Genomic DNA, 14,772 nt, shown 5'->3' with positions numbered 1-14,772 from the left:
CGCTAATTTTTGGCAGAGAGAATCGTCATCTTGTTACACATTAAGTCCGTTACTTGTATCAAGCAAGAGCGTTGTTTGTTTGATGAACTTAATTTTAGCCTTAAAAGCGGTCAAATCATGCAGTTAGCTGGTCCTAATGGGGCTGGCAAAACATCATTATTGCGCATCATTGCCGGTTTTTCGCTGCCTGATGAAGGTGATATTTTATACCTTAATCAATCTATCAAAAAATATTATGACGAATACGCCAGAGATTTATTATTTATAGGCCATAAAACCGGAGTTAATGTACAACTCAGTGCAGTTGAAAATGTAGCACATTGGTTGGCAATTAATGGTTATGTTAATACACCTGATTTATATCCTTTGTTGAGTAAGTTAGGTTTGGTAGGGCTGGAAGATGTGCCCGTAAGAACATTATCGGCGGGTCAACAAAGACGAGTAGCTTTGGTTAGATTATGGTTATCTGAAGCTAAGTTATGGATTTTAGATGAACCATTTACAGCGCTCGACAAAAGTGGCGTTGCTTTTTTACAGCAACGTTTTACTGAGCACTTATCAAAGGGGGGCGCTATTTTGTTAACAACACACCAAGACCTAACCACCCACTTTAGTGACCTACAGACCTTGACTTTGGAGTACCGCCACTAATGACACGACAGCACTCATATTGGCAGTTATTTGTCGCGGTATTTAGTAAAGACGTTAAACTCGCTTTTCGCCAGCGTGCTGAAATAGTCAATCCTATCTTGTTTTTTTTAATTGTTATCTCGTTATTCCCATTAGCAATAGGGCCAGAGCCTGGGTTGTTATCAAGAATGGCGCCAGGCATTATTTGGGTTGCGGCTTTATTATCAACCATGCTTGGACTCGATAAGTTATTTAGAGATGACTATAACGATGGCTCTTTGGAGCAACTAATTGCTTCCTCGTATCCATTATCATTAACTGTGCTAGGTAAAGTTGCGGCCCATTGGGTGATCACCGGCTTACCGTTGGTCTTTATGACTCCTTTATTTGCTTTATTACTAAATTTAGAAACAACGGCCTTAATGGCCACGTTATTAACGCTATTACTAGGAAGCCCTTTATTAAGCTTTATTGGCGCAATAGGGGCGGGTTTGACTGTGGGATTACAAAAAGGCGGCATTTTAATGAGCTTATTAGTGTTGCCTTTGTATATTCCAGTTTTAATTTTTGCAACTTCCGCTATTGATACCAGCACTATGTCGCTGGATTACAGTGGTCAGCTTGCAATCCTTGGTGCTATGTTAGTCGTTGCGATTATCAGTGCACCAATTGCCATATCATCAGCATTAAAAGTGAGTGTAAGTTAATATGTGGAAGTGGTTACATCCGTATGCGAAAGCAGAGCGAGCATATCAATTATGCAATACTCTACTGCCATATTTTGCAGTAGTAACGGTCGTTAGTATGATTGTTGGTTGGATTTGGGGGTTAGGTTTTGCCCCTGCCGATTACCAACAAAAAGACAGTTATCGTATTATTTTTATTCACGTGCCCTCCGCTATTTTATCTATGGGCGCATATTCATCAATGGCGATTGCTGCCATTGTTGCCTTGGTATGGCAATTGCGTAATGCAGAACTTGCGGTAATTGCAATCGCGCCTGTTGGCGCGTGTATGACTGCAATAGCCTTAATTACCGGTGCCGCATGGGGTAAACCGATGTGGGGTGCTTGGTGGGTATGGGATGCACGACTGACTTCTGAACTTATTTTATTATTTTTATACTTAGGGGTGTTGTCTTTGTACCATGCCTTTGAAGATAAAAAGTCAGCCGGTCGCGCCGCGTCAATTTTAGCCATAGTAGGGGTGATCAACCTACCTATTATTCACTTTTCGGTGGAGTGGTGGAATACCCTGCACCAAGGGGCGAGTATCACTAAGTTTAATCGCGATGCGGTTGACCCTAGTATGTTTTGGCCATTAATGATTAATATTTTAGCCTTTGCCGCGTTTGTCGGTACGGTGACTTTAATTCGTCTTAAAAATGAAATTTTACACCGTGAAAAGCACCGCCCATGGGTGCGACAGTTGTTAACTAAGGGGTAATTATGCAGTTTGACTCGTTTTCAGATTTTATTGCAATGGGAGGCTATGGTTTTTATGTATGGCTTTCTTTTGGTACATGTGCATTGATTTTATTAGGTATTTTATTTAGCTCGTTACGCGACAAAAAACAAATTTTAGCGTCCGTTGAGCAGCAAATTGCACGTGAAACTCGAATTAAAAATTCTAAGCAGGAGCAAACCTCGTGAACCCTAGACGTAAAAAACGCCTTTTGGTTATTATCGCCGTACTCTTTGGTATTGGCGGATCAATTGGTTTAGTGTTGTACGCCTTACAAGAAAATATTAATTTGTTTTACACCCCCAGCGAATTAATTGATGGTAAAGGTCCCGATAAAGAAAAGCCGTTTGTAGGTCAAAAGCTGAGAATTGGCGGTATGGTAGTACCAGGCTCTGTGATCAGAAATGAACAAAGCCTAAAAGTAAGTTTTAAGCTGATTGATACAGGCCCATTGGTAACGGTACGTTATCAAGGTATTTTGCCTGATTTGTTTCGTGAAGGACAAGGGATTGTTGCGCAAGGTGTGTTAGTAGAGCCTAACGTGATTGAAGCATTTGAAGTATTGGCCAAGCATGATGAAGAATATATGCCGGCAGAAGTTGCTGAGGCAGTAAAAGGCATTAAGCACGAAAAGCCAAAATATAACTTAGATAGTGGGAGCTGATATGATCCCAGAAATTGGTTATTTTTCTTTAACATTGGCCATGGTGCTCAGTGTGCTGTTGTGTATTTTCCCACTTTGGGGAGCACACACAGGTAATCTTCGTTTGATGCGCGCAGCGCCATCATTAGCGGTTGGTCAGTTTGCATTTGTTGCTTTGTCGTTCGCTGTTCTTATTTATGCCAGCCTCACCGATGATTTTACCGTGTCTTACGTTGCTTATCATTCAAGTAGCACCTTACCTTGGTATTATAAAATCACCTCTACATGGGGCGGTCATGAAGGTGCTATTTTACTGTGGTTACTTATGCAAGCCGGGTGGACAGCTCTGGTCGCTGTGCGTTCAAAGTCACTTCCTTGGGTGCTTCGTGCTCGTGTATTAGGTGTGCTTGGCTTTTTAGGTGTCGGCTTTATGATGTACACCTTATTGCTTTCAAGTCCGTTTGAGCGTTTATTGCCCTATTTCCCAGTTGAAGGGCGAGACTTAAACCCATTATTACAAGACCCAGGCATGATCATTCATCCACCATTACTTTACATGGGGTATGTGGGGCTTTCTGTGGCTTTTTCCTTTGCTATTGCTGCACTATTAACTGGTAAACTCGATAATACCTGGGCGAAGTGGTCACGCCCATGGACAATGACTGCATGGGGCTTTTTAACCTTAGGTATTACCATTGGTAGTTGGTGGGCCTATGCAGAACTTGGCTGGGGCGGCTGGTGGTTCTGGGATCCAGTTGAGAACGCATCACTGATGCCATGGTTAGTGGCAACGGCTTTATTACACTCTTTAAGTGTGACTGAAAAGCGCGGTGTATTTAAATCATGGACCGTATTATTAGCAATTGCTGCTTTTTCATTAAGTTTACTGGGCACTTTTATTGTTCGTTCAGGGATTATTGTTTCGGTGCACGCCTTTGCAACCGATCCAGATCGTGGACTATTTATTCTTGCTTTCTTAGCCATTGTTGTTGGCGGCGGCTTAGCGCTTTACGGCTTGCGTGTGTCACAAGTTAAAAGTGAAGGACGTTATAAGTTTGTCTCTCGTGAAGTAGCACTTTGGCTAAATAACATTTTCTTAGTGGTTGCCACCTTAATTGTACTATTAGGTACTTTATTACCTATGGTGCACAAAGAAATGGGCTTAGGCAGCATTTCTATTGGCGAACCTTTCTTTAATAAAATGTTTGCCATTCTACTGGTGCCATTTGCGATTTTAATGGGCATAGGGCCATTTTTGCGCTGGAAGCAAAATAAATGGGCATTTTTACAAAACAAAATATTTGTTGGCGCACTAGCCAGTGTTGTTGTTACCTGTGCTTGGCTGTTTAGCAGTTATGAAGTGGTTACGCCACTCACTCTGTTAGCGACTACATTGGGTGTATGGATATTTATAGCCACCTTTATCGACCTTTACACCAAGGCCGCAGTTCATGGAACAATTAAACTTGGCATCAAACGCTTAGGTTTAAGTTATTGGGCTATGGTGCTTGGTCATGTTGGTTTAGCCTTTGTTATTGCCGGTATTACCCTTACCTCTGCGTATTCAGTTGAGCGCGATGTAGCCATGAAGCCAGGTGATAGCGTACAGCTTAATCAGTATCAATACCGTTTTGAAGGCGTGAAGACAATTCGTGGTGCAAACTACAGTGGTCATGCTGGTGTGGTAACAGTGTCAAAAGAAGACAAAACGATTGCGCGTCTTTATGCAGAAAAACGCCGATACGATATTGGTATGCAATTTATGACTGAAGCTGCAATAGATGCAGGTTTTACTCGCGATTTATATCTCGCCCTTGGCGAGCAATTAAGTGAAGGAGCATGGTCATTACGTATTTACCACAAGCCGTTTGTGCGTTGGATGTGGATTGGTGGCATTCTGATCTCACTCGCTGGGTTTGTGATTTTATTTGATAAGCGTTATCGCGCTACACCCCGCAAAGATGAATTAGAGGGGGCATTATGAATCGTAAATTGATGGCAATAGTCCCTTTATTAATTTTCATCTTTATTTGTGTGTTTTTATATCAAGGGTTGTTTGCTAACCCTCGGGAAATACAAACAGGACGTATTGGTCAAACCGTACCGACATTTAACTTGCCTGATTTAATGCAAGATAATAAACGTTGGACTGATGAGCAGTTAAAAGGTGATGTGTATTTATTAAACGTGTGGGGCACATGGTGCCCAACGTGTCTAGCTGAGCTTGATTATTTAACTAAGCTTCGCGAACAAGGCATTAAAATTATCGGTTTGTATTATGTGCAAAGCTACGATGCCGACTTTGATGGCCCGTTTGATATGCAAGCTCTGCGTGACGATGTGAGTAATATGCTTGCGCGCGCAGGTAACCCTTATCAGTTTAATATTTTAGATTTAGAGCGCTCTTTGGCGTTAGATTTGGGGGTGTCTGGAGCACCAGAAACATTTTTAGTTGATAAAAATGGTACTATTTTGTTACACCACACCGGTGATATAAACCCTCGAGTTTGGCGCGCTAAATTTGCGCCTCTTATGCAGGAGCTTCAGCAATGAGATTGTTTTTATTAACCCTTAGCTTATTTGTTAGTTTAGCTGCGTTTGCTCAACAAGACCGTTATCAGTTTGATAGCAACGATCAAGCGGTTCGTTTTGAAGAGCTAACTAAGGAATTACGCTGCCCTAAATGTCAAAACCAAAATATTGCTGATTCAGATGCCGTAGTTGCAAAAGATTTACGCGATCGCGTATTGGCGTTAGTAAAAGATGGTAAAAGCAAAGACGAAGTCATTGACTATATGATTGACCGCTATGGCTACTTTGTTCATTACGATCCACCAGTAACGCCGGCTACGTTAATTCTGTGGGTGTTGCCAGTACTCATTGTAATAATAGGCTTTGGCTTTATTGTTATTCGCCAGCGTAAAGCGTCGGTAAAACAAACGTGGAGTGACACTGATGAAGTGATGCTCAATAAGTTGATTAAACAAAATAAACGTCAGGAGCAAAGTTAAATGATTCTAATGTGGGCGTCTTTTGCTTTACTCACACTCATTGCATTGCTGTTTATTATTGTGCCTTTTTTAAAAAAAGAGCGCGTAGTAACGATTACTCATAACGCTAATGCTGAGCTTATCAGCATTTATGAGCAGCGTTTAGTTGAACTGCAGGCTGATTTAGACAACCAACGCATAGACTCGCAAAACCACAGCGAGGCAATTGTTGAGCTAAAACGCCGTTTGCTAAATGAATTATCACCAGAAAAGTCACTCAATAGTCGTGGTGATAATCGTATATTTGCTTTAACAGGGGCGGCGTTTTTAATTGCGTTAGCGGGTATATTTTATGCAATGACCGGCAGCCAGCAACAAATAGCGGCTTGGCATGATGCAATGGACAATTTGGCCGATTATGGCCAACGCGCTGTAATGCAAAAAGGTGAGCCGTTAACTAAAAATGAACTGCAAGCGTTTGCATTGGCACTGCGTACTAAGTTAAGCCAAAGCGGTGACGATGAAGTGGCTTGGATGCTGTTAGGGCGTGTGGCTATAATGCTTAATGAGTTTGACATGGCAAAACAGTCATTTGATAAAGCATTGTCAATGAACTCTGATAATATGCAAGCTTTGGTGAGTTACTCGCAGGTATTATTACTTGAGGGTAGTGATGAAAATATGACTCGCGCAGCGGGTATGCTTTCTAAAGTACTACAAGCACAGCCAAATAACCTCGATGCGATTTCGTTACTTGCGCTGATTGCTTTTGAGAGAAAGGATTGGATACAGGCAAAAGCTGCATTTGAGGTACTTCTTGCCAGTATGGACGAGTCAGATACGCGTTATGCTATGATTTCAAAGCGCATTAGTGAAATTGATGGCCAAATAGCTAAGCAAAGTGAGCTAAACAGCCACGACCAGCGAGTTGTACAGGGTATTCAGGTTACGGTTAAGATTGACGAGCAACTCGAAGAGAAACAGCCCAGTAACGGTATTTTGTTTGTGTTTGCTAAAGCTTCTGAAGGTTCACCAATGCCTTTAGCCGTTGTTAAACTGACTGACTATAGCTTTCCAATCACCGTTGAGCTGAGCGACAAGAACGCCATGATGGCGGGGCTAAATTTATCCAGTGCTAATGAAATTGTTATTTCTGCGCGTATTTCTAATGATGATTCAGTGATGCCAAGTACTGGTGAGCTTGAAGGCCACTCTGAAGTACTGCTTCGTAAAGATGTGCGACAAGTGCAACTGAACATTGATACATTAATACCTTAAGGATTTGAGATGTTAAAACAAGGCTTACTTTTATTATGTTTACTCACCTTATCGGGCTGTGCTCAAGTGCCCGAGAGTAAATATGATGAGCGCGATCCCTTACAAAGTGTAAATAGACCCATTTATGACTTTAATATGGACGTACTCGATACCTATATTTTAAGGCCAGCAGCAGTGGGTTACATCACTGTTACACCGCAGCCTGTTCGTCGTAGTATTGTGCACTTTACCGATAATATTACTGCACCCGTTGATATTATAAATGCCGGCCTGCAAGGAAAACCAAGCAGTGCTGGAATTAATTTTGCACGTTTTTTAGTGAATTCAACGGTGGGTGTATTTGGCATATTTGATGTGGCCAGCTCACTTGGGCTTGAAGTAACTAGCGAGGACTTTGGCCAAACTTTAGGTGTGTGGGGAGTGGGTGATGGTGCTTATTTAATGATCCCAGCAATGGGGCCATCTACCGCACGTAACTTAACCGGTGATGTTGTTGATAACCTTGTATTGCCTGAAATAGCACTGACCACGCCACAAACCATTTTAGTGTTCGCACTAAAAGCGGTTGAAGCGCGTGCGTCTTTAATGGCTCAGGAAGGGTTATTAAATGATTCGTTAGATCCCTACTTATTTATTAAAGACATTTATTTTCAGCGTCAATTATACGAGTTATTTGACGGTAACCCGCCAATAAAAGAAGAGCCTGAAGATTTTGATGAAGATTTTTTAGAAAGTCTTTAATTAAAATAGAAACGCCAGCAAATGCTGGCGTTTTTGTTAATGGGCATCAAAGATCTCTTAGCTATCAATCATCACCTGCATTTGCTCACTAACCCAATTGAGAGCTTCGTGGTATGCATCAGGCACTTCATCACCTAAGTTTAGTTGCTGAGCTTTGTCATTCGCAGCTTGCCAATCACCTTGCTCATACAGAGTCACTAAACTTAAGTATTCGGAAAGTAGCCCTTCATTTTTTAATAGCGCTGTTTTTATCTCATTAGATAGAGGTAATTTAAGCATTACGCTGTCCATTTCTTCATCTAATATCGCATCCATAAGCGACATCATGCCAGTTAAGAACGCCATGCCTGTGTCTTTCAGTTTGCCATGTGAAATAGCTAACAACTCACAAAAACGCGCCCGCGTTAACGACAGTCTAATAAGCTCTAATGGCTTATCGGCAGAGACTTGTGCTGCAAACAATAAAGAGAGCAGCTTTTTTATTTCAGCAGCGCCTAATACAATTAGTGCTTGTTTTATAGTGCTTATTTCAGAGCGGCGGGTAAATGCTGCTGAGTTTGAATAGCGCAGTAGTTTATATGATAAGTTAACATCACGCTCAAATACATCGGTGATTTTTTTAAGATCCATTTCTACACTGGATGTTTCATAGAGCAGTTCAGCCAGTGCCATGCCTGATGGCGGTAAGGCTTTACTTTGCACCATCTCAGGTTTTGAAAAGAAAAAGCCTTGAAAGTACTCAAAGCCCAGTTCAAAAGCTTGGTTGTAAAGCTCGTAGGTTTCAACTTTTTCTGCAAGTAATTTAATATGAGGGTAAGGTTTTAAGTCCTCGATGAGGGCTTTAACGATTTCTATATCGCACTTTAAAAAATCAATTTTAATGATATCAATAAATGGATAAAAGTGGCGCCAAACAGGTTGGTGCGCGTAGTCATCTAGAGCGAGTGTATACCCTTTTTCTTTTAGATCTTTAACTATTGCGAGCAGGCGTTTTCCTGGCTGAACGGTTTCTAATATTTCAATAACTACCCCGTCTTTATTTAATAGCGTAGGGTAGCCTTTTAATAAGGTGTCTAGGGTAAAGTTAATATAAGCGGGTTTATTATCGGTTAAATCTTCAAGGCCAAAATTAAACTGACTGCCTTCAATTAGGCGAGACGTCGCTTCGTCGCCGTCAATATTTGGAAATACGTTATCTACCCCATCACGAAATAAAAGCTCGTAGCCAATTAGCTCCTTATTGCGATCTAAAATGGGTTGGCGAGCAGCGTAAAAATACATATAAGATTCCGTAAAGGTAGAAATTAATTAACATTGTAATAATATATTGGAAAACATTCAAAATAGCATCGGTAAAATGAATTTTATTAATAAAATATCATGGCTTGGGTAATTTTAATTAATCTAAACTTATTGTTTTTACTCTATTCGTTTTAAAAACAAGCGAATGGATGGTTTTTTATCTACTTAAATTAGCGGGTTGGAGTTATTAGCGATTACCGTGTTATAGTTGAGTAGAAAGCTTTTATTCCAATACTGTCTTAATTATAAGATTTCAAGAGTCATTATTTGGATTACAAGCCTATTATTACTTTTTTAAGTGGAGGCGAATTTGGAAACAGGAATGATTATTTCACTGGCATTATACTTTATTGTAATGCTAGGAATAGGACTATACGCATATAAGCAATCTACCAGTGATATTTCAGGGTATATGCTAGGTGGTCGTAATTTAGCCCCCAGTGTAGCTGCCCTATCGGCTGGTGCATCAGATATGAGTGGTTGGTTATTAATGGGTTTACCTGGCGCAATGTATTTATTTGGATTGAGTAAGGTTTGGATTGCAATTGGTTTAGTATTAGGTGCATGGGCAAACTACTTTTTAGTAGCACCAAGACTGCGTGTTTATACTGAAAAAGCCAATGACTCCATTACTATCCCTGATTTCTTTGCAAACCGTTTTGATGACAACAAAAATATCCTACGTGTTATCTCTGCAATAGTAATTATTGTTTTCTTTACCTTATATACTTCATCGGGAGTTGTTGCCGGTGGTAAGTTATTTGAAAACTCATTTCAAATGAGTTACGAAATGGGCTTATACATCACCACGGGTGTAGTAGTGGTATATACCTTGTTTGGTGGTTTTTTAGCGGTTAGCCTTACAGACTTTGTGCAAGGCTGTATCATGTTTATTTCGTTGTTGGCAGTGCCAATTGCCACCTACATGATGCTTGACCAACCCTTTATGGATACCTTAGCAAATGCAAACTATCAGCAGTTACTAAGCTCGCCTAAAGCAAGCGAAATTCATTCTTTAAGTATGCTTGACTGGTTTGCGGGCGGTTCTACCATTGCTATTATTTCTGCAATGGCGTGGGGCTTAGGTTACTTTGGTCAGCCGCATATTATTGTTCGCTTTATGTCTATTCGCTCAGTAAAAGAAATGCCAACCATGCGTCGTATTGGTATGTCTTGGATGACGCTATCCGCTATTGGTGCGGTATTTACCGGGCTATTTGGCGCAGCATTCATGATTGAAAACCAAATGCCGATTGCCGACAAAGAAACAATCTTCCTAGTATTAGCTGAATTAATATTCCATCCGTTAATTGCCGGTTTCCTACTAGCGGCTATTTTAGCTGCGATTATGAGTACTATTTCATCGCAACTATTGGTGTGTTCAAGTTCTTTAACTGAAGACTTTTATAAGATCTACTTAAATCGTAATGCTTCGCAAACTGAGCTGGTATTAGTAGGGCGTATTAGCGTGATATTGGTTGCGTTATTTGCAATCTACTTAGCGTATGACCGCAATAGTTCAATACTAGATTTAGTAAGTAATGCATGGGCTGGTTTCGGTGCTGCATTCGGTCCACTGGTATTGTTTAGCCTTTACTGGAAGCGTATGAACTTAAAAGGGGCTATCAGTGGTATGGTTGTAGGTGCACTAACGGTGCTTGTGTGGATTTATGCGCCTATTACTATTAATGGTGAGAGTTTGAGTAGCGTGATCTATGAAATCGTCCCTGGCTTTATTTTAGCAAGTATTGCGATTGTAGTAGGAAGCCTTATGACAGCTGAACCGAAAAAGGAAATTACTGATCTGTTTGATGAAGTTGAATCGTCATTATAAGTGATTAGTTAACCTAAGTTTTGGTTTAAAAAAATGCCAACCAGTTTAACTGGTTGGCATTTTTATCGACTGACTTTTAACATTAGCAAATAGTGATGATTTACTCGCTTTTAGCTATCATTATTTAAAGGCATAAAAAAAACTGAATTCGAATACCGAATTCAGTTTTTTTAATAATTACTATTAGGTTTTTAAAAGTACTAACTTGCAGCTTTATCTTTTATATCTGCAACGTTATCTGACTTTGTTTTTTTAGCTTTTGCAGGTACTTCTTTAGTCCCCTTAAGTACCGCCATAAAGTCGTCTTTACTTTTCGCAATCTCAAGTGCAAGCGACTCAACTTGTTGTTCACTTAGCGGCACATCTACTTTTTCAAGCATTAGTTCTAGTGACTCGGCGATATCGAGCATTTTGTCATAGGCATCAGCTTCTTTTTTAGTAGTAAACGTCATGCGCTCGACTCCGTTTCGTTCTACAACATATTTAACAACAACAGCCATGATTTCTCCTGCTTACTTACGTGGCAATATGATTATTTTAAATCATTAGATTACTGTTTTTATGTACAGTACAAGCTTGCGCGTTATTTTGCAAGCTTTAGCCTTAGTTTATCTGCAGCTTAGTTGACAATAAAGGCTGACTCTACTTTATTTATTAAGTCACTTTATAACGCGTTGCAGTAAAGGAGTCGCAAGGAGTGATTGTTACCGTTAGTACTTAGTAACCACAACGTTATGTAAAAGTGCTGGGTGTAAATAATCAACGAATGTTCATGTAGGAACGCAAAAGGAAATAGTATGAAATTAATTAAAATAATCTCGTTAGCAGCTGCTTTATGTTTATTACCTATGGGTACCACCTTTGCGCAAAGCGATATGCTATCAGAGCAGATGCAATCAGCCATGGTTAATATTAATAGTGCTGATTTAAAACAGTTAATTAAGTTACCAGGTGTCGGTAAGAAAAAGGCACAGGCAATTATCGATTATAGAGAAGCTAATGGTGATTTCGCATCACTTGAAGATCTAGCTAAAGTAAAAGGGGTGGGTAAAAAAATGCTAGCCAAACTTGATGGAAAGGTGACGTTTTAACTAAAAAGGGCGCTATGCGCCCTGATCAAACTGTTTTAAGGCAGCACCAAGGTGCTTTTTAGCAAAGTTAATATCTACTGGTGCTGTTAATAGCGGATAGCTCAACCCAGCTACAATTAAAAAGGGCACCAGTAACCAACCTTCGAAAAGAGTAAATATTAAAAAGAATGGGCTTAATAGCATCAGCTTTAGTATGCGTATAAAGACCCTGTCACTGGGTGATAGCATGCTTAAAGAGATAGCTATAACAGTTTGTCGTTGACGAACTTTTAAATGTTTAAGCTCATCAACTTGGCTTGAAAAAAAAGTAAACATATTAAAGTGACTTTTTAGTAATTAATCGACTGGCCACTAATATAAACAGTGTGGCGGTAAAGAGTACAAAAATAATTTCCATCCACGCTGGCATACTTAGGCTGGCAAATTGCCAATCTATATTTCCGCAGTCACCTGTCGCTTCAAAAAACTGCGGTATCCAGTGATGTAACGGTATAAATTCTGGAAAGTTTGGCTCAAATTCACAGCTAAATGCAAATGGGTCTGTGGTTGTTTGCATTTCAATGTGCTCACGGGCTATTAGTAACCCCCATACACTTGAAATCCCCCAAACAGCATAAGCGACAATACGTACTATGAGGCTGTTTGGTTTACTGGCTCCAATCATACCCGCAAAAAGTAGGCCTAATACTGCGGTGCGCTGGTATATGCACATAATGCATGGCGCTAACCCCATGTTGTATTGAAAGAAAAGTGCAGTAACTTCAAGCAGAAAAACAATCCCACTGAATAATAACCAAGGTGTACGCTGAGTACTTAGATTAGCAAGCCAGTTCATAACAATTCCGTATTTAAATAAGGGCTTAGATTATGACTTAGGATAAACAGCGGGGCAAGTAAAAGGAAAAAGCGAGGAGCTATGAAAGCTTTTCGCACCTCAAAGTTAGGGATATTCTGTTACATGACTTTCCCCAGAGCCATCAAGTTAATCCAGTTGTAAGAGCTAGTCAAACTGTCTCGTATGAATAATAGGTGGGCATTCATATTGTGTTTAATTTCTACCAGTAAAGTTACCCTTTTAATCACATACCTAGGTAATTTAACTTACTTTACTTGTTAGTTGTGACTTGTCTGGTACAATCAGTCAGTTAATCGTATGTAGCGATGTAATGTGAATTAATTCGAGTAGGAATTGAATGAGAATTTTTAAAGCGAAAAGCCCAGCAGGATTTGCTGAGGAATACATAGTAGAGTCAATCTGGAATGGTGATTTCCCTCCAGGTTCAATTCTGCCAGCTGAGCGTGAACTCTCAGAGTTAATTGGTGTTACTAGAACCACATTGCGTGAAGTGTTACAACGATTAGCAAGAGACGGTTGGTTAACAATACAACATGGTAAACCTACTCGCGTAAATAATTTTTGGGAAACGTCAGGGTTAAATATTCTTGAAACACTGGCCCGTTTAGACGAAGACAAAATGCCAGAGTTGACCGATCAGTTACTTTCAGCACGCACCAACATCAGCGCAATTTACACCCGTGCAGCAATAAAGCTTGCACCAGAGCGCGTTATTGAAATTTTATCGCAAAGTGATGAGCTAGAAGACAGTGCGCAAGCATTTGCTGATTATGACTATAAAGTGCACCATGAGTTAGCTGTTGCTGGTAACAATCGCATTTATGTGCTTATTCTTAATGGTTTCAAAGGCTTTTATTCTAAGATTGGTTGTCATTACTTTTCAGATCCTCGCACTCGTGAGCTTGCACGTCAATTCTATAAAGATCTCACTAAGCTTGCTGAGAATAAAGAGCACGATGGTGCGATATCCATGATGCGTAAGTATGGTCATCAAACCGGTGAAATATGGCAACATATTCGCGGTGATATGCCTAGCGACATTATGGATTAGAAAAAAAACCTGCTTTAAGCAGGTTTTTTTATGAACAATAATCCGTGTATTTATCAAGCGTTCGCTATTTTAGAACGGCGCTATCTATAAATACGATTGTTAATTTATTTTTGATAGCCATAGAATAATGATTAATTAGATATGGTGCTATTGTAATTTAAAAATTAGTGCCCATATTACTATCAGTATTGCGTAAGCAATTGACAATAAACTCAAAATATTTGGAGAATAAAATGGGTGTATTAGTAGGCCGCCAGGCACCAGACTTTACCGCTGCAGCTGTTCTAGGTAACGGTGAGATTGTAGATAGCTATAACCTTCACGAAAAAATCAAAGGTAAAAAAGCAGTAATCTTTTTCTACCCACTAGATTTCACTTTTGTATGTCCTTCTGAGCTTATTGCTTTTGATAAGCGTTATGCAGAATTCCAAAAACGTGGTGTAGAAGTAATTGGTGTTTCAATCGATTCACAGTTCTCACACAACGCATGGCGTAACACCGCAGTAGCAGACGGCGGTATTGGTAAAGTTCAATACGCACTAGTTGCAGACGTTAAACACGAGATCTGTAAAGCATACGACGTTGAGCACCCAGAAGCGGGCGTTGCATTTCGTGGTTCTTTCTTAATCGACGAAGAAGGTAACGTACGTCACCAAGTAGTTAACGATTTACCACTTGGTCGTAACATCGACGAAATGATCCGCATGGTTGATGCATTAGCATTCCACAGCGAGCATGGCGAAGTATGTCCTGCTGGTTGGACTGAAGGTAAAAAAGGAATGGATGCAAGCCCTGAAGGCGTAGCTAAATTCTTATCTGAAAACGAAGGCGAGCTATAATCTAGCCCTTTAGTTTAAGATAAAAAAAAACCGCCATATTGGCGGTTTTTTAT

Annotated in this window: 18 protein-coding genes; 14 read left to right on the top strand and 4 right to left on the bottom strand. The window is 40.1% G+C overall.

Annotated features, from left to right (window positions below; translation table 11 throughout):
* The first annotated feature begins 30 nt into the window (after positions 1–30).
* From ccmA to FHG08_RS14855, 10 genes are read left to right on the top strand one after another with little or no spacing between them, the layout of a single operon-like run.
* Positions 31–651 carry a cytochrome c biogenesis heme-transporting ATPase CcmA gene (gene ccmA, locus FHG08_RS14900; protein ID WP_178956402.1) on the top strand — a complete coding sequence of 207 codons (621 nt, stop codon included), beginning with the start codon at positions 31–33 and terminating at the stop codon, positions 649–651.
* Complete coding sequence (gene ccmB / locus FHG08_RS14895) at positions 651–1,337, top strand: heme exporter protein CcmB (protein ID WP_178956401.1); 687 nt, start codon at positions 651–653, stop codon at positions 1,335–1,337. The genes ccmA and ccmB overlap by 1 nt, the downstream gene beginning before the upstream one ends.
* 1 nt (position 1,338) lies before the next feature.
* Complete coding sequence (locus tag FHG08_RS14890; protein ID WP_138605318.1) at positions 1,339–2,076, top strand: heme ABC transporter permease; 738 nt, start codon at positions 1,339–1,341, stop codon at positions 2,074–2,076.
* 2 nt (positions 2,077–2,078) lie between these two features.
* A complete protein-coding gene (gene ccmD, locus FHG08_RS14885; protein ID WP_008112240.1) occupies positions 2,079–2,282 on the top strand; it encodes a heme exporter protein CcmD in 204 nt (67 codons plus the stop codon).
* On the top strand, positions 2,279–2,758 hold the full coding sequence (ccmE, locus tag FHG08_RS14880) for a cytochrome c maturation protein CcmE (RefSeq protein WP_138605319.1): 480 nt from the start codon (positions 2,279–2,281) through the stop codon (positions 2,756–2,758). Before ccmD ends, ccmE begins: the two co-directional genes overlap by 4 nt.
* 1 nt (position 2,759) lies before the next feature.
* Positions 2,760–4,721 (top strand): heme lyase CcmF/NrfE family subunit, encoded by a 1,962-nt coding sequence (locus tag FHG08_RS14875; protein WP_178956400.1) that lies wholly within the window; start codon positions 2,760–2,762, stop codon positions 4,719–4,721.
* The gene (locus FHG08_RS14870) at positions 4,718–5,290 is read left to right on the top strand and encodes a DsbE family thiol:disulfide interchange protein (RefSeq protein ID WP_138605321.1); all 573 of its coding nucleotides are present in this window, start codon (positions 4,718–4,720) and stop codon (positions 5,288–5,290) included. The genes FHG08_RS14875 and FHG08_RS14870 overlap by 4 nt, the downstream gene beginning before the upstream one ends.
* Positions 5,287–5,748: a cytochrome c-type biogenesis protein gene (locus tag FHG08_RS14865; protein ID WP_178956399.1), complete on the top strand. Its 462-nt coding sequence runs from the start codon at positions 5,287–5,289 to the stop codon at positions 5,746–5,748. The genes FHG08_RS14870 and FHG08_RS14865 overlap by 4 nt, the downstream gene beginning before the upstream one ends.
* On the top strand, positions 5,749–7,005 hold the full coding sequence (gene ccmI / locus FHG08_RS14860; protein ID WP_138605323.1) for a c-type cytochrome biogenesis protein CcmI: 1,257 nt from the start codon (positions 5,749–5,751) through the stop codon (positions 7,003–7,005).
* 9 nt (positions 7,006–7,014) lie between these two features.
* On the top strand, positions 7,015–7,746 hold the full coding sequence (locus FHG08_RS14855) for a VacJ family lipoprotein (RefSeq protein WP_138605324.1): 732 nt from the start codon (positions 7,015–7,017) through the stop codon (positions 7,744–7,746).
* Positions 7,747–7,803: 57 nt separating this feature from the next.
* Here FHG08_RS14855 and FHG08_RS14850 read toward each other — a convergent pair whose 3' ends face one another.
* Positions 7,804–9,027: an EAL and HDOD domain-containing protein gene (locus FHG08_RS14850; protein ID WP_178956398.1), complete on the bottom strand. Its 1,224-nt coding sequence runs from the start codon at positions 9,025–9,027 to the stop codon at positions 7,804–7,806.
* A 343-nt stretch (positions 9,028–9,370) separates the two neighbouring features.
* Between FHG08_RS14850 and putP the strand changes: the two genes are divergently transcribed.
* Positions 9,371–10,882 carry a sodium/proline symporter PutP gene (gene putP / locus FHG08_RS14845; protein ID WP_138605326.1) on the top strand — a complete coding sequence of 504 codons (1,512 nt, stop codon included), beginning with the start codon at positions 9,371–9,373 and terminating at the stop codon, positions 10,880–10,882.
* A 200-nt stretch (positions 10,883–11,082) separates the two neighbouring features.
* Here the strand turns inward: putP and FHG08_RS14840 are convergent, their stop codons facing one another.
* A complete protein-coding gene (locus FHG08_RS14840; RefSeq protein ID WP_010387955.1) occupies positions 11,083–11,382 on the bottom strand; it encodes a YebG family protein in 300 nt (99 codons plus the stop codon).
* A 297-nt stretch (positions 11,383–11,679) separates the two neighbouring features.
* Between FHG08_RS14840 and FHG08_RS14835 the strand changes: the two genes are divergently transcribed.
* The gene (locus tag FHG08_RS14835) at positions 11,680–11,973 is read left to right on the top strand and encodes a ComEA family DNA-binding protein (RefSeq protein WP_138605328.1); all 294 of its coding nucleotides are present in this window, start codon (positions 11,680–11,682) and stop codon (positions 11,971–11,973) included.
* A 12-nt stretch (positions 11,974–11,985) separates the two neighbouring features.
* Here the strand turns inward: FHG08_RS14835 and FHG08_RS14830 are convergent, their stop codons facing one another.
* Together FHG08_RS14830 and dsbB are read right to left on the bottom strand one after the other, a co-directional pair.
* A complete protein-coding gene (locus FHG08_RS14830) occupies positions 11,986–12,288 on the bottom strand; it encodes a hypothetical protein (RefSeq protein WP_010387958.1) in 303 nt (100 codons plus the stop codon).
* Between the two features lies 1 nt (position 12,289).
* Positions 12,290–12,808, bottom strand: coding sequence for a disulfide bond formation protein DsbB (gene dsbB / locus FHG08_RS14825; protein WP_138605330.1), 519 nt, complete (start codon positions 12,806–12,808; stop codon positions 12,290–12,292).
* Positions 12,809–13,166: 358 nt separating this feature from the next.
* Here dsbB and fadR point away from each other — a divergent pair, with 358 nt between their 5' ends.
* Both fadR and FHG08_RS14815 read left to right on the top strand, forming a co-directional pair.
* Positions 13,167–13,880, top strand: a complete 714-nt coding sequence (fadR, locus tag FHG08_RS14820; RefSeq protein ID WP_138605332.1) for a fatty acid metabolism transcriptional regulator FadR — start codon at positions 13,167–13,169, stop codon at positions 13,878–13,880.
* Between the two features lie 233 nt (positions 13,881–14,113).
* Entirely contained in the window at positions 14,114–14,719 is a 606-nt protein-coding gene (locus FHG08_RS14815; protein WP_008109095.1) for a peroxiredoxin, read from the top strand.
* Positions 14,720–14,772: the final 53 nt, after the last annotated feature.

Origin of the sequence: Pseudoalteromonas sp. Scap03 (assembly GCF_013393115.1) — a bacterium.
In the GTDB taxonomy this organism is placed as follows: Bacteria; Pseudomonadota; Gammaproteobacteria; order Enterobacterales; family Alteromonadaceae; genus Pseudoalteromonas.
This window is presented reverse-complemented; position numbering and strand designations above follow the sequence as displayed.